Origin of the sequence: Streptomyces typhae, from assembly GCF_009755605.1 — a bacterium.
GTDB classification, from domain to species: Bacteria; Actinomycetota; Actinomycetes; order Streptomycetales; family Streptomycetaceae; genus Streptomyces; species Streptomyces typhae.
The window spans coordinates 91,299-107,038 of record NZ_WPNZ01000027.1; the positions used below are offsets into that span (position 1 = coordinate 91,299).

Annotated in this window: 16 protein-coding genes and 2 riboswitches; of the genes, 7 read left to right on the top strand and 9 right to left on the bottom strand. The window is 70.5% G+C overall.

The window, feature by feature from the left end:
• Nucleotides 1-31: 31 nt before the first annotated feature.
• The 3 genes from GPA10_RS35130 to GPA10_RS35140 all read right to left on the bottom strand — a co-directional run bounded on the left by GPA10_RS35130 (nucleotide 32) and on the right by GPA10_RS35140 (nucleotide 2,953).
• Entirely contained in the window at nucleotides 32-847 is an 816-nt protein-coding gene (locus GPA10_RS35130) for an enhanced serine sensitivity protein SseB C-terminal domain-containing protein (RefSeq protein WP_425505872.1), read from the bottom strand.
• A 359-nt stretch (nucleotides 848-1,206) separates the two neighbouring features.
• A complete protein-coding gene (locus tag GPA10_RS35135) occupies nucleotides 1,207-2,094 on the bottom strand; it encodes an enhanced serine sensitivity protein SseB (RefSeq protein ID WP_157168971.1) in 888 nt (295 codons plus the stop codon).
• A gap of 127 nt (nucleotides 2,095-2,221) precedes the next feature.
• Nucleotides 2,222-2,953, bottom strand: coding sequence for an AAA family ATPase (locus tag GPA10_RS35140; protein ID WP_246260332.1), 732 nt, complete (start codon nucleotides 2,951-2,953; stop codon nucleotides 2,222-2,224).
• Between the two features lie 153 nt (nucleotides 2,954-3,106).
• A riboswitch (glycine riboswitch) is annotated at nucleotides 3,107-3,210 on the top strand.
• A riboswitch (glycine riboswitch) is annotated at nucleotides 3,211-3,330 on the top strand. It begins immediately after the preceding riboswitch.
• 36 nt (nucleotides 3,331-3,366) lie between these two features.
• On the opposite strand from GPA10_RS35140, the gene gcvT reads away from it, so the two are divergent.
• From gcvT to GPA10_RS35165, 5 genes are all read left to right on the top strand, one after another.
• Complete coding sequence (gene gcvT, locus GPA10_RS35145; RefSeq protein WP_157168972.1) at nucleotides 3,367-4,494, top strand: glycine cleavage system aminomethyltransferase GcvT; 1,128 nt, start codon at nucleotides 3,367-3,369, stop codon at nucleotides 4,492-4,494.
• 119 nt (nucleotides 4,495-4,613) lie between these two features.
• Nucleotides 4,614-4,991 (top strand): glycine cleavage system protein GcvH, encoded by a 378-nt coding sequence (gene gcvH, locus GPA10_RS35150; protein WP_157168973.1) that lies wholly within the window; start codon nucleotides 4,614-4,616, stop codon nucleotides 4,989-4,991.
• A 21-nt stretch (nucleotides 4,992-5,012) separates the two neighbouring features.
• Nucleotides 5,013-6,275 carry a serine hydroxymethyltransferase gene (glyA, locus tag GPA10_RS35155; protein WP_157168974.1) on the top strand — a complete coding sequence of 421 codons (1,263 nt, stop codon included), beginning with the start codon at nucleotides 5,013-5,015 and terminating at the stop codon, nucleotides 6,273-6,275.
• A gap of 187 nt (nucleotides 6,276-6,462) precedes the next feature.
• The gene (locus tag GPA10_RS35160; protein WP_058850839.1) at nucleotides 6,463-7,833 is read left to right on the top strand and encodes an L-serine ammonia-lyase; all 1,371 of its coding nucleotides are present in this window, start codon (nucleotides 6,463-6,465) and stop codon (nucleotides 7,831-7,833) included.
• A 671-nt stretch (nucleotides 7,834-8,504) separates the two neighbouring features.
• Entirely contained in the window at nucleotides 8,505-9,056 is a 552-nt protein-coding gene (locus GPA10_RS35165; protein WP_157168975.1) for a Uma2 family endonuclease, read from the top strand.
• Between the two features lie 414 nt (nucleotides 9,057-9,470).
• Here the strand turns inward: GPA10_RS35165 and GPA10_RS35170 are convergent, their stop codons facing one another.
• The gene (locus tag GPA10_RS35170; protein WP_157168976.1) at nucleotides 9,471-9,647 is read right to left on the bottom strand and encodes a hypothetical protein; all 177 of its coding nucleotides are present in this window, start codon (nucleotides 9,645-9,647) and stop codon (nucleotides 9,471-9,473) included.
• A gap of 68 nt (nucleotides 9,648-9,715) precedes the next feature.
• Between GPA10_RS35170 and GPA10_RS35175 the strand changes: the two genes are divergently transcribed.
• Entirely contained in the window at nucleotides 9,716-9,925 is a 210-nt protein-coding gene (locus GPA10_RS35175) for a hypothetical protein (RefSeq protein WP_157168977.1), read from the top strand.
• Between the two features lie 498 nt (nucleotides 9,926-10,423).
• On the opposite strand, the gene GPA10_RS35180 is transcribed toward GPA10_RS35175, so the two are convergent.
• On the bottom strand, nucleotides 10,424-11,311 hold the full coding sequence (locus GPA10_RS35180) for a phosphatidylinositol-specific phospholipase C (protein ID WP_157168978.1): 888 nt from the start codon (nucleotides 11,309-11,311) through the stop codon (nucleotides 10,424-10,426).
• A gap of 359 nt (nucleotides 11,312-11,670) precedes the next feature.
• Here GPA10_RS35180 and GPA10_RS35185 point away from each other — a divergent pair, with 359 nt between their 5' ends.
• Nucleotides 11,671-12,225: a glycoside hydrolase family 25 protein gene (locus GPA10_RS35185; RefSeq protein ID WP_157168979.1), complete on the top strand. Its 555-nt coding sequence runs from the start codon at nucleotides 11,671-11,673 to the stop codon at nucleotides 12,223-12,225.
• Between the two features lie 15 nt (nucleotides 12,226-12,240).
• Here the strand turns inward: GPA10_RS35185 and GPA10_RS44200 are convergent, their stop codons facing one another.
• The 4 genes from GPA10_RS44200 to GPA10_RS35205 all read right to left on the bottom strand — a co-directional run bounded on the left by GPA10_RS44200 (nucleotide 12,241) and on the right by GPA10_RS35205 (nucleotide 15,669).
• On the bottom strand, nucleotides 12,241-12,969 hold the full coding sequence (locus tag GPA10_RS44200) for an endonuclease domain-containing protein (RefSeq protein ID WP_425505873.1): 729 nt from the start codon (nucleotides 12,967-12,969) through the stop codon (nucleotides 12,241-12,243).
• A gap of 322 nt (nucleotides 12,970-13,291) precedes the next feature.
• Entirely contained in the window at nucleotides 13,292-13,504 is a 213-nt protein-coding gene (locus GPA10_RS35195; protein WP_058850844.1) for an EF-hand domain-containing protein, read from the bottom strand.
• A 105-nt stretch (nucleotides 13,505-13,609) separates the two neighbouring features.
• Entirely contained in the window at nucleotides 13,610-14,869 is a 1,260-nt protein-coding gene (locus tag GPA10_RS35200; protein WP_246260334.1) for a YncE family protein, read from the bottom strand.
• Nucleotides 14,869-15,669: a polysaccharide deacetylase family protein gene (locus tag GPA10_RS35205; protein ID WP_157168981.1), complete on the bottom strand. Its 801-nt coding sequence runs from the start codon at nucleotides 15,667-15,669 to the stop codon at nucleotides 14,869-14,871. Before GPA10_RS35205 ends, GPA10_RS35200 begins: the two co-directional genes overlap by 1 nt.
• Between the last annotated feature and the right edge of the window lie 71 nt (nucleotides 15,670-15,740).

A 15,740-nucleotide genomic window follows, 5' to 3' on the forward strand; every position in this document is an offset into this window, starting at 1 on the left:
GATCGATGCGGTGGGGTTTGCGGTGGTCCGCTCAGTACGGGGCGGGATATCCGTATCCGCCCGCGGCGGGGGCCGGGGCCGCCTGGGCGTCGCGGTCGTAGAACGGGCGGGCGTTGGCCCGCAGCCACATCGCGACCGGGTCGTGCGCGTCGGACATCGCCACCGTGGACACCGGCAGGCCCTCGGGAACGGCGCCGATGGACTGCTGCATCATCGCGCGGACCGCGTCGACCGAGGCGGGCGAGGTGTCGTAGACATCGAGGCCGATGGCCAGGTACGGGGCGCCGAGCGCGGGCTGCACCCAGGCGCGGCGCAGCGAGCGGACCGCCGGGGTGCGGTGGGCGTTCTGCGTCAGCAGGGCGTAGAACTGCGGCAGTTCGATGGCCGGTTCCGTCAGCCGCAGCGGGCCCGCGGGCTGCTGGTCGAGGCCGCTCGTGAGACGGCGCAGATCCAGCCAGGGGATGCCCACGCCACCGCCCGGCGCATGCGGATTCAGCCACAGGCCGTAGTGGTCGGGGTACAGGGCGCGGGCCGCGTCGAGGGCGCCGATCACTTCGTACCCGCGGTTCCAGCCGCTGGCCGCGAGCTCCTGGGCGGAGGTCACGCAGGGGGCGTAGCCGAGGCCCTCGATCTCCATGTTGCCGTACTGCGCGTCGGGGGAGCCGGCCTGGCCGTGCCAGAGCAGCATCCAGACCTGTCCCTCGGCGAGGGCACGCAGGAGCGCCTCGTAGGTGTCGTAGCGCCCCGGGGCGACCTGGCGCAGCATGTGCTCGACCCGCTCCCACGGTGTCGACTGCGCTCGACCCTGGGTGGTCCCATCGCCCGCGGCCGTGCCCGACGCACTCACCCGTAACCGCCCCTTCGCGACGTGCCCTACTTACTCGACCGCCCCAGCTTACTTCTGGCGGGGGCGCCTTGATCGGGGCTTGTGCCGGGGGGCGGCGTGCTCGCCGCCGCTCGGCTGTTTTCCCACCCGGCCGCCCGTTACCGGCGGCTCCGGCGCGCCGGGCGGGGGCCCGCGCGCCTCCGCTCCGGCGCGTCGGGCACGACGCCTCGTGCGCCAGGGGCCTCGTGCGCCACGGGTCTCGTGCGCCAGGCGCTTCGTGTGCCAGGCGCTTCGTGCGCCACGGGCCTCGTCCGCCACGGGCCCCGTCCGCCACGGGCCTCGTGCGCCACGGGCCTCGTGCGCCAGAGGCCTCGTGTTCGTCAGCCTGCCGTGAAGAACGGGCGTATGCGGTTTCTCAGCCAGTCCGCCACCGGGTCCTGGGCCACGTCCATGAGGACGAGGTTGACCGGCCAGGGGAGGGGGAAGCGGCCGAGGGCCCGGCCGAGGGCCCGCATGGGGAGGTCGCGGGCGTCGCCGTCCCAGGTGGACAGTTCGACGCCGACGAAGAGGGTCGGGTCCTCGGTCTCGACGGCGGCCAGGCAGCGGCGGGCGGTGAGCACCACGCCGGTGGCCCGGAACTCCTCGGCCGCCGCCGCCAGGAAGTCGACCGGGTCCTCCTTCCAGTCCGGCTCGAAGAGGCGCACGCGCCCCCCGCTCGCCGGCCCGTCCAGCTCCGTGCGCCCCACCCGGCACAGCGCGGCGACGGCGGGCGGCGGCAGCGGCACCGTGACGGTGCCCTCCGGGTTCAGGGCGATGCCGAGCTGTGGCGGCAGCCCGCGGGCGAACTCCACGGCGGGCGCCGCGGTGCCGTCCATCCGGCCGCCCGTGGCCTGCTGGAACTGCTGCTCGGAGGTGAAGACGGGGACGTAGGCCTGGCCGTCGATGTCGAGGGTCGGCAGGTCGAGGGTGCCGCTGTCCGGGCCGCCGCCGCCCGGCAGCGGGATCCAGATCCGGCTGCGGCCCAGGGCCTCCACGATGCGGGCCCCCACCGCGTCGGAGGGCGGCACGCCGAGCGAGGCGGCGAGGACCTCCTCCAACTCGTTGGCCGGCCACCCCCCGTACGGATGCGCGTGCGCCTGCGCCGGTGCGTGCGCCTGCGCCGGAACGCCGCCCGGAAGGTCCGCCGCGTGACCCGGGTGGCCCGCGTGACCCGGGTGGCCCGGGTGGCCCGGGTGGCCCGGGTGGCCCGGGTAGTCCGGATGGTTCATGTGCCCTCGACCCCTGCTCTGCCGTGCTCCTGCTGCCGGTGCCCGACCCTAACGCCGGGGCCTGGGCAGCAGGGCAGGGGCGGCCGGAGCAGCCGGGGCTTCTGGGTCTTCTGGGTCTTCTGGGTCTTCAAGTCCCGAAGCCGATCTCCCCGAGCGCCCCGGCCGCCTCCCGGTCGAGCAGCACTGCGGAGCCGCAGCCCCGCGGCAGGTCACCGCGCTCCACGGCCCGCACGAGGCGGCCGACCGTCCTGCGGTGCCGCGCGAAGGCGTACCTCGACACCCCGCGCCCGCGCGCCCGCTGCCCCTCGACGGCGGTCTCCTCGGGCACGTCGAGCAGCAGCAGATGCAGGGTCGCCCCGCGCCGGGCCGCCGCGCGGGCGAGCCAGCGGCGCACCCAGGGCTGGGTGCCGCAGTCGTGCACCACGACGCCGTCGCCCGCGCGCAGGGCCCGGCGCAGACCGGCGTAGTGCGCGACGCGGACCAGCGGGCGGTAGAGCGCGTAGGGCAGCAGTCTCGGCATGCGGGCCGCCCAGCGGTCGCGGGTGTCCTGGGAGTCCACGCGCGGGCCCGCCACCGCGCGCCGCATCAGCGTGGACTTGCCGCTGCCCGGCAGCCCGGACACGACCACGACGTCCGCCGCACCGAACACCAGCCGCCGCGAACCCGCGGCGGCACGGCGGCCCCTGAGATCGCGCACGACGGGCCGCGGGAAGTACCCGAGGCTCTCGCGCGCGGGCACACCGGACTGCGGCGGCAGCACACCCACGCCGCTGCCCGGCAGCGCCACACCCGTGGCCGCCTCACAAGCACTGCTCCTGCGCACCGTGATCCGCCTCCCCATGCTGGTCACGTCACTCATCCCCAGTACTTCTCCGTCGAGTGTAAAGAGAAGGTAATGCCGCACAAGAGCGCCAAGGGCCCTGAAGCCCCCGAAACCAGCGCACTCAGGTTGCGGCTGTTGTGAAGAGGGGGCGCGTGCAATGATGTGCGCGCCAACTCCATACCGGCCGCTTGAATCCGCGCGGGAGAGTTCCCGGGGACATGACGTTCCCCCCGGGACGCCGAAGGAGCAAGTTCCTCCCTTGAATCTCTCAGGCCCCGTACCGCGCGGGCGAGGCACATCTGAAAAGCGGGCCACCACCGGTCACAGGGGCGGCTCCACCCAAGGTGCAAGTCATGCCCCGGCGCACGTACGGGCGTGGTGAACCTCTCAGGTCCGATGACAGATGGGGAGGATAGACCTCGCCCGTCATGCCCCGGGAGCCAGTACTGATGAGCAATACGCCACCACGCCACACCGCCCTCGACCCGCTGCACCGGTCGCTCGGCGCGACCATGACCGACTTCGCGGGCTGGGACATGCCGCTGCGGTACGCCAGCGAGCGCGACGAGCACAACGCCGTCCGCACCCGCGCCGGCCTCTTCGACCTCTCCCACATGGGCGAGATCACCGTCACCGGCCCGCAGGCCGTGGACCTCCTGAACTTCGCGCTCGTCGGCAACATCGGCTCCGTCGGCACCGGCCGCGCCCGCTACACCATGATCTGTCAGGCGGACGGCGGCATCCTCGACGACCTCATCGTCTACCGGCTCGGGGACCAGGAGTACATGGTCGTCGCCAACGCCGGGAACGCCCAGGTCGTCCTGGACGCGCTGACCGAGCGTGCGGCCGGCTTCGACGCCGGGGTGCGCGACGACCGCGAGGCCTACGCCCTGCTCGCCGTCCAGGGTCCGGAGTCCCCCGGCATCCTGAAGTCGGTCACCGACGCCGACCTCGACGGCCTGAAGTACTACGCGGGCCTGCCCGGCACCGTCGCCGGCGTCCCGGCCCTGATCGCCCGCACCGGCTACACCGGCGAGGACGGCTTCGAGCTGTTCGTCGCCCCCGAGCACGCCGAGCAGCTGTGGCGGGCCCTGACCGAGGCGGGCGAAAGCGTGGGCCTGGTCCCCTGCGGCCTGTCCTGCCGCGACACGCTGCGCCTGGAGGCGGGCATGCCGCTGTACGGGCACGAGCTGACGACGGCCCTCACGCCGTTCGACGCCGGTCTGGGACGAGTCGTCAAGTTTGACAAGACGACTCATGCGGATGACTTCGTGGGCGGTGAGGCGCTGCGCGCCGCAGCCGAGCGCGCCGAGGCCGCTCCCCCGCGCAAGCTCGTCGGCCTGATCGCCGAGGGCCGCCGGGTCCCGCGCGCGGGCATGAGTGTGGTCGCCGGCGGCGAGGTAGTCGGCGAGGTCACCTCGGGCGCGCCGTCCCCGACGCTCGGCAAGCCGATCGCGATGGCCTACGTGGAGGTGGCGCACGCCGCCCCCGGCACGGCGGGCGTGGGCGTGGACATCCGCGGCACGCACGAGCCGTACGAAGTCGTCGCGCTGCCGTTCTACAAGCGCCAGAAGTGACACCCGGGCACCAGCGGTGACCCGCGCGGGCGGCGGAAGTGAGCACGTCCGTCCCGCCCGTCTCAGTCCGTAAGACCCACGTTTCTCAGCACACGTCCGCGTACAGGAGAATTCAGGCCATGAGCAACCCCCAGCAGCTGCGTTACAGCAAGGAGCACGAGTGGCTGTCGGCCACCGAGGACGGCGTGGCGACCGTCGGCATCACGGAGCACGCGGCCAACGCGCTCGGTGACGTCGTCTTCGCCCAGCTCCCGGCGGTCGGCGACACGGTGGCCGCGGGCGAGGCCTGTGGCGAGCTGGAGTCGACCAAGTCGGTGAGCGACCTCTACGCCCCGGTGTCCGGCGAGATCGTCGCGGCCAACCAGGACGTCGTGGACGACCCCTCCCTGGTGAACTCGGCCCCCTTCGAGGGCGGCTGGCTGTTCAAGGTCCGTATCTCGGATGAGCCGGGCGACCTGCTGTCCGCCGATGAGTACACCGCCTTCACCGCCGGCTGAGCCAACCGTCAAGGATCTCCCATGTCGCTTCTGAACACCTCCCTTCACGAGCTCGACCCGGATGTCGCCGCCGCCGTCGACGCCGAGCTGAACCGCCAGCAGTCCACCCTCGAGATGATCGCCTCGGAGAACTTCGCTCCGGTCGCCGTCATGGAGGCGCAGGGCTCGGTCCTCACCAACAAGTACGCCGAGGGCTACCCCGGCCGCCGCTACTACGGCGGCTGCGAGCACGTCGACGTGGTCGAGCAGATCGCGATCGACCGCGTCAAGGAGCTCTTCGGCGCCGAGCACGCCAACGTGCAGCCGCACTCCGGCGCGCAGGCCAACGCGGCCGCGATGTTCGCGCTGCTGAAGCCGGGCGACACGATCATGGGTCTGAACCTCGCGCACGGCGGGCACCTGACCCACGGCATGAAGATCAACTTCTCCGGCAAGCTCTACAACGTGGTCGCCTACCACGTCGACGACGAGACCGGTCAGGTCGACATGGCCGAGGTCGAGCGCCTCGCCAAGGAGGCCAAGCCGAAGCTGATCGTCGCGGGCTGGTCGGCGTATCCGCGCCGGCTGGACTTCGCCGCCTTCCGCCGGGTCGCGGACGAGGTCGGCGCGTACCTGATGGTGGACATGGCGCACTTCGCGGGCCTCGTGGCCGCGGGCCTGCACCCCTCCCCCGTCCCGCACGCGCACGTGGTCACCACCACCACGCACAAGACCCTCGGCGGCCCCCGCGGCGGCGTGATCCTGTCCACGCAGGAGCTCGCCAAGAAGATCAACTCCGCGGTCTTCCCCGGTCAGCAGGGCGGCCCGCTGGAGCACGTGATCGCGGCCAAGGCCGTGTCCTTCAAGGTCGCCGCCTCCGACGACTTCAAGGAGCGACAGGAGCGCACCCTGGACGGCGCCCGCATCCTGGCCGAGCGCCTGGTCCAGGACGACGTCAAGGAGCACGGCGTCTCCGTCCTGTCCGGCGGCACCGACGTGCACCTGGTCCTCGTCGACCTGCGCGACAGCGAGCTCGACGGCCAGCAGGCCGAGGACCGCCTGCACGAGGTCGGCATCACGGTCAACCGCAACGCCGTCCCGAACGACCCGCGGCCCCCGATGGTCACCTCCGGCCTGCGCATCGGCACCCCGGCCCTCGCCACCCGCGGCTTCCAGGCCGAGGACTTCCGCGAGGTCGCCGACATCATCGCCGAGGCCCTCAAGCCCGGCTTCGACGCGGAGTCCCTCAAGACCCGGGTGTCCGCTCTGGCCGACAAGCACCCGCTGTACCCCGGCCTGAAGTAGTTTCGTACGCTTTAGTTGGTACGAACTTCCGGGGCACCACGCACACTGGACACAGGACAGTGCGCGCGGTGCCCCGCACCACGTGGCACGCACCACGTGCCCCGCACACGGAACCGCCCAGCACGCAGCACTGCCCCGCACCACCCGGCGGACAACGGCGTCTACCACCCACCATTGGAGTTCTCTCGTGGCCATCTCGGTCTTCGACCTGTTCTCGATCGGCATCGGCCCGTCCAGCTCCCACACGGTCGGTCCGATGCGCGCGGCGCGGATGTTCGCCCGCCGCCTCAAGAACGAGGGCCTGCTGGCCCACACCGCCTCGATACGCGCCGAGCTCTACGGCTCCCTCGGAGCCACCGGGCACGGCCACGGCACGCCCAAGGCCGTCCTGCTCGGCCTGGAGGGCGAGTCCCCCCGCACGGTCGACGTCGAGAAGGCCGACGACCGCGTCGAGGAGATCAAGTCCTCCGGCCGCCTGAACGTCCTCGGCATGCACGACATCCCCTTCGCCTTCGACGACGACCTGGTCCTGCACCGCCGCAAGGCCCTGCCGTACCACGCCAACGGCATGACGGTCGCCGCGTACGACACCGACGGCGCGCTCGTCCTGGAGAAGACGTACTACTCGGTGGGCGGCGGCTTCGTCGTCGACGAGGACGCGGTCGCGGGCGAGGACCCGATCGTCCCCGACGACACCGTCCTGAAGTACCCCTTCCGCACCGGCGACGAGCTGCTGCGCCTCGCCTCCGAGACCGGCCTGTCGATCTCCGCCCTGATGCTGGAGAACGAGAAGGCCTGGCGCACCGAGGAGGAGATCCGCGAGGGCCTCCTGGACATCTGGCGGGTCATGCAGGCCTGCGTGTCCCGCGGCATGTCCCGCGAGGGCATCCTGCCCGGCGGCCTGAAGGTGCGCCGCAGGGCCGCGAACTCCGCCCGGCAGCTGCGCGCCGAGGGCGACCCCCAGGCCCGCGCCATGGAGTGGATCACCCTCTACGCGATGGCCGTGAACGAGGAGAACGCGGCGGGCGGCCGGGTCGTCACCGCGCCCACCAACGGCGCCGCCGGGATCATCCCCGCCGTCCTGCACTACTACATGAACTTCGTGCCCGGTGCCGACGAGGACGGCGTGGTCCGCTTCCTCCTCGCCGCCGGAGCCATCGGCATGCTCTTCAAGGAGAACGCCTCCATCTCCGGCGCCGAGGTCGGCTGCCAGGGCGAGGTCGGCTCCGCCTGCTCCATGGCGTCCGGCGCCCTCGCCGAGGTCCTCGGCGGCTCCCCCGAGAAGGTCGAGAACGCCGCCGAGATCGGCATGGAACACAACCTCGGCCTCACCTGCGACCCGGTCGGCGGGCTCGTGCAGATCCCCTGCATCGAGCGCAACGGCATGGCCGCGGTGAAGGCCGTGACCGCCGCGAAGATGGCCATGCGCGGCGACGGCAGCCACAAGGTGTCCCTGGACAAGGTCATCAAGACCATGAAGGAGACCGGCGCCGACATGAGCGTGAAGTACAAGGAGACGGCGCGGGGCGGGCTCGCGGTGAACATCATCGAATGCTGAGGTTCTAGGCCCTGACCAGCGCGTTTCCATCTTTCAGCGCTGTCAGGGCCTTCCCTGTTCACGCGGCGGAGAGTCCCTGGGGAACCCCTAAGACATCCCCCTGGAAGGGGCTTTTGACCTGCAGGTTCGCGGCACGTGATCAACGCCGGATGTGCCGATCACCCACCAGCTGATGTATCAAATCGATCCCCTTACCCCGCTCAAGGGGTGCCATTCGATACATGAACTCTGCGGAAAACCCGCGCTTGCAACAGCGGCAGACCGGCCACTCCCCCCACATTCACGACGGCGCAGGCGCGGCAGGCCCTGCTCTCCCCTTCCTATCTGGCGCACTTGGTCACGGAGAGGGAGATAGAGGAATGCGTGGGGCCGGCATCGCGAGGGTGAACCGGCGGGCCCAGGCGGGACAGCGGCGGACCTGGTGCCCATCCAGCCTGCCCGGCCCTGGTGACGACTGATGCCGCCAGAGGCCGTTGTGCCAGGTCAAACCACATGCGTCGTACCGGACGCCGGCTGTTGCGTCTGAATATCTACGGGCCGATCTCACGCCCCACGTCACGGCGGCCGCTCGTGCGAACCGGTTCCCCCTACAGTGCGCGCGTCACGGAAGTCCACCCGTGTGGCGACGCTGTCCGCCGTATCATGACGGCACACGGGAAGGAGCACCGTCCATGAGTGTCGACGCGATCACGCACACCGAGTTCCCCGCGGGATACGTGGTGTTCTTCGGCGCCGACGGAAAGATCATCATGACCCCGCAGAGTGAAGAGCACTCAAGCACAATCAGGTCGATGCAGATCGACTCTCTCGCCCTCGGCCGTCATGCGAAGGTCACCTCGGACGTCTACATCGACTTCCCCGCCGACGAGAACTCCGCCCCCGACCTGGCCATTCTGCGCGAGGACGCGCGCAAGGAGGGCAAGCGCTACAGCTTCGAGGACGTCCTTTTGGTCTCGGAGGTCGTCTCCACGTCATCGGCACGCAAGGATTACGACGACTGCACCGCGAAGTACGGCCGGTACGGCATCCCCGTCTACCTCGTCGTGGATCCCTACGCCCGGGAAGTCGTCCTGCACACCGAACCCACATCCAGCGGCTACGGCACCGCCCACACCCGCGCATACGGCACAGGCAAGCTCCCCATCCCCCTGGCCGACGGCCGCACCTTCACCCTCGACCTCGACGAACTCCCCCTGCCGGACCCGGAGCCCGACACTCACTGAGTCTGAGAAAACACGCCCTGAAGCAGGAAATGGCCCGGCAGCCGGTTGGCCCGCGCAGGATCATCGAAACCGGACTGAAGCGCTCCAGGCATTGGGGCGCCCGGGGGTTTGGTGATCACTCCCGGTGCTTCCCTGTCCTTCCGTCCTCATCAGGCCCCAGGAAGGCCCGGCGGCGGGCTGGGCGGGGCTCCGTCGGGCAGGACTCCAGTTCTGAACCCATCCCCCGGTAGAGCAGATCAAGCCCGCGTCTCGCGAGTACGAGGACGCCGCCGGCCAGGCCAGCCGCACTGACCGCGGCGAGCGCGCCGCGAAGAAAGTCCTCGACAAGCCGCCCGCCAGTGGTTGGCATGCCATCAGCACGCGACAGGAGCAGGCGCCTTCGCGGCCATCGTCGGCCGCACAGATCGAGGTAACTCACCCCAGGTCGACATCGGCGACGAGCATCTGGCCGACGGCCTGCTCAGTGGTCTCCAGTACCTCGCGCGCCATGCGCGTGATCGCGCGGCAGCCGGTGGCAACGTCTTTCTGCGGGCGATGGTTCAGCCGGTGGCGGCGGAGCGTCCCGCCCGGCTCGTGCACTACCGTCACCACGGCGCTTCCCCGAGCCTCTCGGGGCCCGGGTCCTGACCAGAGCCGTGCCGGCTGTCACCGTTTCCGATGTGGACGACATGGCCGCCGGTGGCCCTGAACTTGTCGCCGCCGCCCACAGGTTGGGCTCCGGTCTTGCCCAGGCGTTCGGCCGTGCCGAAATCCTGCAGTTCTCCCCAGAGGGCGAATTGCGCCGACGCTACTGGTCTCACGAATCGCGCCCCGCCCTGGAGCGATGGGCACAGCAAGGCGACGTGAAGATCACTGACGTCGAGGTGTAGCGCAGGGAGCTGGTGCACCTCACTGAGCCCACAGAGCGAAACTCTGACCTGCGCGTTACATGCACAGCGGTTAACCTTGAAGCCGCCTTCGGGATTCGAACCCGACACCTACGCATTACGAGTGCGGGGCTCACCGAAGCCATCGCATGCCGCTGGAGCAGCAACTGCCCAATCCCGCAGACGTCTCCCGCCGCATGGAATACGTTGCAGTCAGCCCTCGACAAGAAGTCACCCAAGAAGTCCCTGACGCGCTTCAAGGCAAGCCTGAGCAGGCCAAAAGCGCAGGTCAATCCCATGATCAATAACCGACCACACATACGTGAAGTACAAGGAGACGGCGCGGGGCGGGCTCGCGGTGAACATCATCGAGTGCTGAGCGCTTCCGCGCCGTACACACCGTCCGGGCCGTGAACACCGTCCGCGCCGTACTCCCTCCGGGCCGTACACGCCCTCCGGGCCGTCCTCCGCTGCGGCTCCGTCCTCTGCCGCGGCTCCGTCTCACGGATTGCGGGCGATCAGCGTCTCCACGAGGCCGGCGCGGGTGTCGGGGTAGTCCATCGGTACGATCCCGAGCCCGCGCCAGCCGCGTCCCTCCGCGCTCTCCAGGAGCGTGTGCACGCGCGGGTTGAGGTCGTCGGCGTTCCATCGGGGCGGCAGCCCGGCCGCGGTGCTCACGAAGTTGACGTACTGCTTGCCGGGGCTGCCCGCGGCCTTCCGGAAGTGCGCCTCGATCTTCGGGTACTTGGCGGTGGGCGCCGCGTTCCAGTCGTCCTGGAGGTCGAAGACACCGCTGTCGCCCCACCGGATGCCACCGGGCAGACCGCCGTTGTCGGCGATGAGCACGACTTTCCCGCGTACGTCGCCGAGGCGCGGCCAGGCCGTCCCGATGTGGAAGAGGGAGCGCCACCCGCGCCGGTCCAGGTAGTCGTCGAAGACCGCCCGGAAGGCGGCGTCGCCCACCTCCGAGTACTCCTGCTTGACCCGCATGAGCACGGTCTCCGTGGGCTGCGCGCCGAGGAAGTCCCGGCAGGCGCGCAGGACGTCGTCGAAATTGAGATTCTGGTAGAACGCGCCGTGATGGATGGTGAACGAGCCTTCGAAGGCCCGGCACCGGATGTCCAGGAACCGTATGCCGGAGCCGAGTTGCTGCGCCAGCGTCGCGTTCTGGCACTCCACCCACCAGCCGCCGAAGCGGGCGCCGGAGTCGTGGGTACCGGGAATGGTCAGGCGTTGCAGCGGGGTGGCGGCGTCGATCCCCGCCATCCAGTTCTGCACGCCGATGACGCGGTTGGTGCGACCCGCAGCCGAGGCGGGCGGCGCGGCGAGGCCGACGGAGGCCGTCGCTGCGGCGGCGGAGGCGAGGAAGGCACGGCGGGTCAAGGGCATGTGGGGGTCCCTGGGGGTGTGAGGGGAGTGCGGGGGGGCCGGGAGCGGTGCGCTACTACCGAGTACAGCGAGCGGCCCGGCAAATCAACCCCCGCGCACAACTCCCCCTCACCTCAGGCAGGTTGAGCACCCCCAGCCCCAAATGCCTCTCTCGGCCCCGCCACCGCCGTTTGACCCGGCCCCCACCACCCGAATGGCCCCCGAATCCCCGCTCCCAACAGCCTGGACGCCAGTACGAGGGTGGAACCACACCCTCCCGGGGCATCAACACGTCAACCTTTCACCGTTCACCCACCGCGCGCCGACTCCGGCCACCCCCACCGCGGCGCCCGGTCACTCCCCCCACCTCTGGAGGCTCCATGCTGCGTGGCATCGACGTCAGCTCCTACCAGTCGACGTTCGACACCGACGGGCAGTCCTTCGTCTTCATAAAGGCCACGGAGGGCCGCTCCTACATCAACCCCCGCCTGACCGCCCAGACCAAGATCGCCCGCGACGGCGGCTGCGTCGTCGGCTACTACCACTTCCTGTGGCCCGGCAACATCACCGCCCAGGCCGAGTACTTCGTCGCCAAGGCCCCGGAGAAGAAGGGCGACCTCCTGGCCGTCGACTGGGAGTGGACGGGGGACCACACGGCGGCGAGCAACAGCGAGAAGGACCGCTTCATCCGGGAGGTGAAGCGGCTGCGACCGAAGCACCGCGTGCTCTTGTACACGAACCGCGACTTCTGGCTGAACAGAGACACGACTTCCTACGCGGGCGACGGTCTCTGGATCGCCGACTACGTGACGTCGGGCAAGCCCCGTATCAAGGCGAAGTGGCGCATCCACCAGTACACGTCGACACCGCTGGACAAGAACGTGGCGGATTTCGCGAGCAAGGACGCGCTGCGGGGCTGGGCCACGATCGACTGACACCTTCCGCCGGCTTCATGCGGGCTCTCTTCGGAGGCGCTGGGCCGGCGGATCAGCGAGGTAGTCGTTCAGCAGGTCGAATGTACGCAGCTCGGTCGGCAGCGCCTCGTACCAGGCAAGGCCGTAGGCGTTGCAGTTCGAGCAGACCAGGCCCCGCACGCATGCTCCGCAGCAACGCGCACCTGCGCAGCAGCCATGGTCATGGTCGATGTGCAGGGGCCGATGCCCGGCGCTCGGGACGGTACCGCATATCGCACACCGTCCTTCCTGACGGCCGAGCAGCCGGTCGAGGAAATCCTTCGTCAAGTTGTACTGAGCAAGGCGCACCCGCTCGGAGTTGCACAGCTTGCAGTATGGGCGCAATCCTCCGGCACGATTGAGGGGCGAGTAGGCCGAGACGGGCTTGCTCTCCCCGCACCCGAGACATTCCACGACCCCGCTCCGCAGCATTGCCTGGTAGTCCTGGCTGCCCCGCTTGCGCCGCACAGGGGTCAGCGGGCGGCCCGCGCTCTTCTGGCCGCAGTGGGCCCTGCACAGCCCTTTGGCGGAGACAGTCCGCTCGCAGCCGCCGAACGAACACGGCGAGTGCTCACGTCGCTTGGAGGCGCGAGCGCCAATGAGCGTCAGCGGCTTCCCCCTTCGGGACTGCGCGTAGTGCGCGGGGCACAACTTTCGCGTCAAGGGATATCGGTCCGACGTCCGATCACACGCACAGCCGTCTCCACTTGCAGAACAGGTATCCATACATCGATCAACGATGCGAACCTCTTCGCGTCACCTACCGGCATGCGGCAGTACCAGCACGCGGCCGTGTCGAACCGTTTCGTCCAGGACGATGTCGGCGCCAACGGCACGGGCAAGTCCACCCTGCTCGGGCTGCTCGGCGCCCGCCCGCACCCCACGCTCCCACCCGGTACGCGTGGAGCGCCACGGCGGTCGCTGGAGCGTGCGGTCCGCGGGGCGCGGCTGGCGGCACGGCGTGGGTCATGCGGAAGGGGCCGGTCCCCGTGCCGGGGGCGGCCCCTTCTGCCGACGCGGACCGGTCCCACCGGGCCGCGCGCGCGGGCTACTTGTTCAGGCTCGCCCAGAACTCGTCGAAGGAGAGCAGCTTGTCGCCGTTCGCGTCCTTGGACTTGATGATGGCCTCGGCGACCGACTCGGTGACGTTCCAGTCCCCCATCTGCGCCATGGCCGTCTTGTACTCGGCCGCCGTGATGAATCCGTCGCCGTCCGCGTCGAACCGCTCGAACGCCTTGCGTGCCTCTTCGATGTCCGCCACCGGGTCCGCCCCTTCTTTGTGCAGTATTGACGGGGGCCAGGGTAACGGCCGCCCTCCCGGCCGAATGCAGGGAGTACGGCCTTGGCCAGCGGATCCGGGGAGGCCCTAGCGGAAGATGCCGGTGTGCCCGAGGGAGTAGCGGCCCGGCTGGGGGTAGACCGCGAGGCCGTGGGGGCCGCCGCCGACGGGGACGCGGGCGAGCTGGACGCCGGTGCGGGTGTCGATCGCGTACACCTCGGAGTCGTAGCGGCCGGACAGCCAGAGGATCTTGCCGTCGGCGGAGACGCCGCCCATGTCGGGGCTGCCGCCGTCGGGCAGGTGCCACTTCTTGGTCAGCTTGTTCCTGGTGAAGTCGAAGACCGACACGGTGCCCTCGCCGCGGTTGGAGACGTACATCTCGCGCGAGTCCCTGCCGACGTACAGGCCGTGGCAGCCCTTGCCGGTGGGCAGCAGCTTCGGCTTGCCGAAGGAGTCGCCGTCCAGGACCCACATGCCGTCGGCCATCATGTCGGCGACGTAGAACCGCTTGCCGTCCGGGGAGACCTTCACGTCCTGCGGCATGGCGCCCTTGAAGGGCAGCTTCTGCTGCCCGACGACCTTCATCTTCTCGGTGTCGACCTTGAGGAGCTCGCCGGAGAACTCGCAGGAGACGATGAAGTAGCGGCCGTCGAGGGAGAAGTCGGCGTGATTGACGCCGTAGCAGCTCACCGGTTCGGTCTTGACGCGCTTCATGGTGTGCGGGTCGCGGAAGACCAGCTCGCGGTCGAGCGAGGCCATCACGACCGCGTACTTGCCGTTGGGTGTGAAGTAGAGGTTGTACGGGTCGTGCACCTCCACGGGCTTGCCCGCCTTGCCGCTCCTCGGGTCGATGGGTGTGAGCGTGTGGCCGCGGTTGTTGTTGACCCACAGCGTCTTCAGGTCCCAGGAGGGCACGACGTGCTGGGGCTGGACGCCGACCTTGATCGTGTCGATCACTTCGTACGTCTTGGGGTCGATCACCGACACCGTGTTGGAGTTGGTGTTGGGGACGTAGACCCGGGAGGGGAAGTCCTTGACCACCGGGGAGAGCTTGTTCGGCCGGTCGGCGGCGTAGACGTCCTTGGGGTCGAGGACGGGCGGCATGCCGGGCAGGCCCTTGACGGGCTCGGGCTCGGCGGGCGCCGGCGGGACCTTGGTGGCGAGGGCCTTGTTCTGCCGGTCGCCGGGCTCGGTGCCGCAGCCGGCGAGCAGCGCGGCGACGGCGGCCCCGGCGGCGAGGAGCGCGGCGGTCCGCCCGCTCGGGGAGATACCAGGGCGGACACGGGATCGGGTGCGGATACGGGATCGGGTGCGGGGACGGATACGGGTGCGGGTGCGGGTGGACATCAGGTCAGCAGCTCCGTGGTCGTGACGGCGCGCAGGCCGCGGCGGTGGAGGTCGTCGAGGACGGCGGGCAGCGCGGCGACGGTGTCCGCGTACCCGAAGTGCAGGCTCACCACGGAGCCTGCGCGGGCTCCGGCGGCGACGGCGCGTACGACGGCCGGGGCGCCGGGCGAGGTGAAGTCCAGGGAGTCGACGTCGTACGACAGGACGTGCGGATAGCCGGCGCGGCGCGCGAGCCGGGCGACGAGCGGGCTGGCGCGGCGGGCCCGCGAGGGCCGGAACCAGTTGCCGATGCCCCCGGTGAGCCGCCGGAGCCGGTCCGCGCAGCCGGTGATCTCCGCGTACGCCGCCGCCTCGGGCAGCGCGTTGATGTCGCGGTGGTTCAGGGTGTGGTTGCCGAGGTCGTGGCCGCCGTCGAGGACGCGGCGGGCGAGGCGCGGGTGGGCGTCGAGCCAGCTGCCGACGGCGAGGACGGTCACCCGGGCCCCCGCGCGTTCGGCCTCGGCGAGCAGGGTGTGCGCGGTGGCGGGATCGCCCTGCCCGTGGAAGGTGAGCGCGACCTCGGGGCGGCCGCGGGGGCTGTGGGAGATCTGCACCGGCAGGCCGGGGAAGCCGCGGGGGCCGGGGGCGGGGCCGCGGGTGGCCGGGGAGCCGGTGGGTTCGCGGGCGGTGGCGGGGCGGGGGGAGGCCGCCTTCGGGGTGCAGCCCGCGGCCGCCGCGCCCGCGACGGCGGCGAGGGCGGCCGCCGTCCGCAGGGCCGCTCGGCGGTCGGTGCCGTCTGCGCGCTCAGTCACGCGGACCATTTAATGGCGGTTTGCTCGGAAAGCTGCTGATTGACCTGTTCAGGGATGGTTGCGGGTCGGCTGGACTGGAC

Excerpts from the sequence above, each read along its gene's own strand:
- GPA10_RS35140 (WP_246260332.1), bottom strand. The coding sequence starts at position 2,953 with ATGAGTGACGTGACCAGCATGGGGAGGCGGATCACGGTGCGCAGGAGC.
- GPA10_RS35135 (WP_157168971.1), bottom strand. The coding sequence starts at position 2,094 with ATGAACCATCCGGACTACCCGGGCCACCCGGGCCACCCGGGCCACCCG.
- GPA10_RS44200 (WP_425505873.1), bottom strand. The coding sequence starts at position 12,969 with ATGGATACCTGTTCTGCAAGTGGAGACGGCTGTGCGTGTGATCGGACG.
- GPA10_RS35185 (WP_157168979.1), top strand. The coding sequence starts at position 11,671 with ATGCTGCGTGGCATCGACGTCAGCTCCTACCAGTCGACGTTCGACACC.
- gcvT (WP_157168972.1), top strand. The coding sequence starts at position 3,367 with ATGAGCAATACGCCACCACGCCACACCGCCCTCGACCCGCTGCACCGG.
- GPA10_RS35205 (WP_157168981.1), bottom strand. The coding sequence starts at position 15,669 with ATGGTCCGCGTGACTGAGCGCGCAGACGGCACCGACCGCCGAGCGGCC.
- GPA10_RS35165 (WP_157168975.1), top strand. The coding sequence starts at position 8,505 with ATGAGTGTCGACGCGATCACGCACACCGAGTTCCCCGCGGGATACGTG.
- GPA10_RS35200 (WP_246260334.1), bottom strand. The coding sequence starts at position 14,869 with ATGTCCACCCGCACCCGCACCCGTATCCGTCCCCGCACCCGATCCCGT.
- gcvH (WP_157168973.1), top strand. The coding sequence starts at position 4,614 with ATGAGCAACCCCCAGCAGCTGCGTTACAGCAAGGAGCACGAGTGGCTG.
- glyA (WP_157168974.1), top strand. The coding sequence starts at position 5,013 with ATGTCGCTTCTGAACACCTCCCTTCACGAGCTCGACCCGGATGTCGCC.
- GPA10_RS35180 (WP_157168978.1), bottom strand. The coding sequence starts at position 11,311 with ATGCCCTTGACCCGCCGTGCCTTCCTCGCCTCCGCCGCCGCAGCGACG.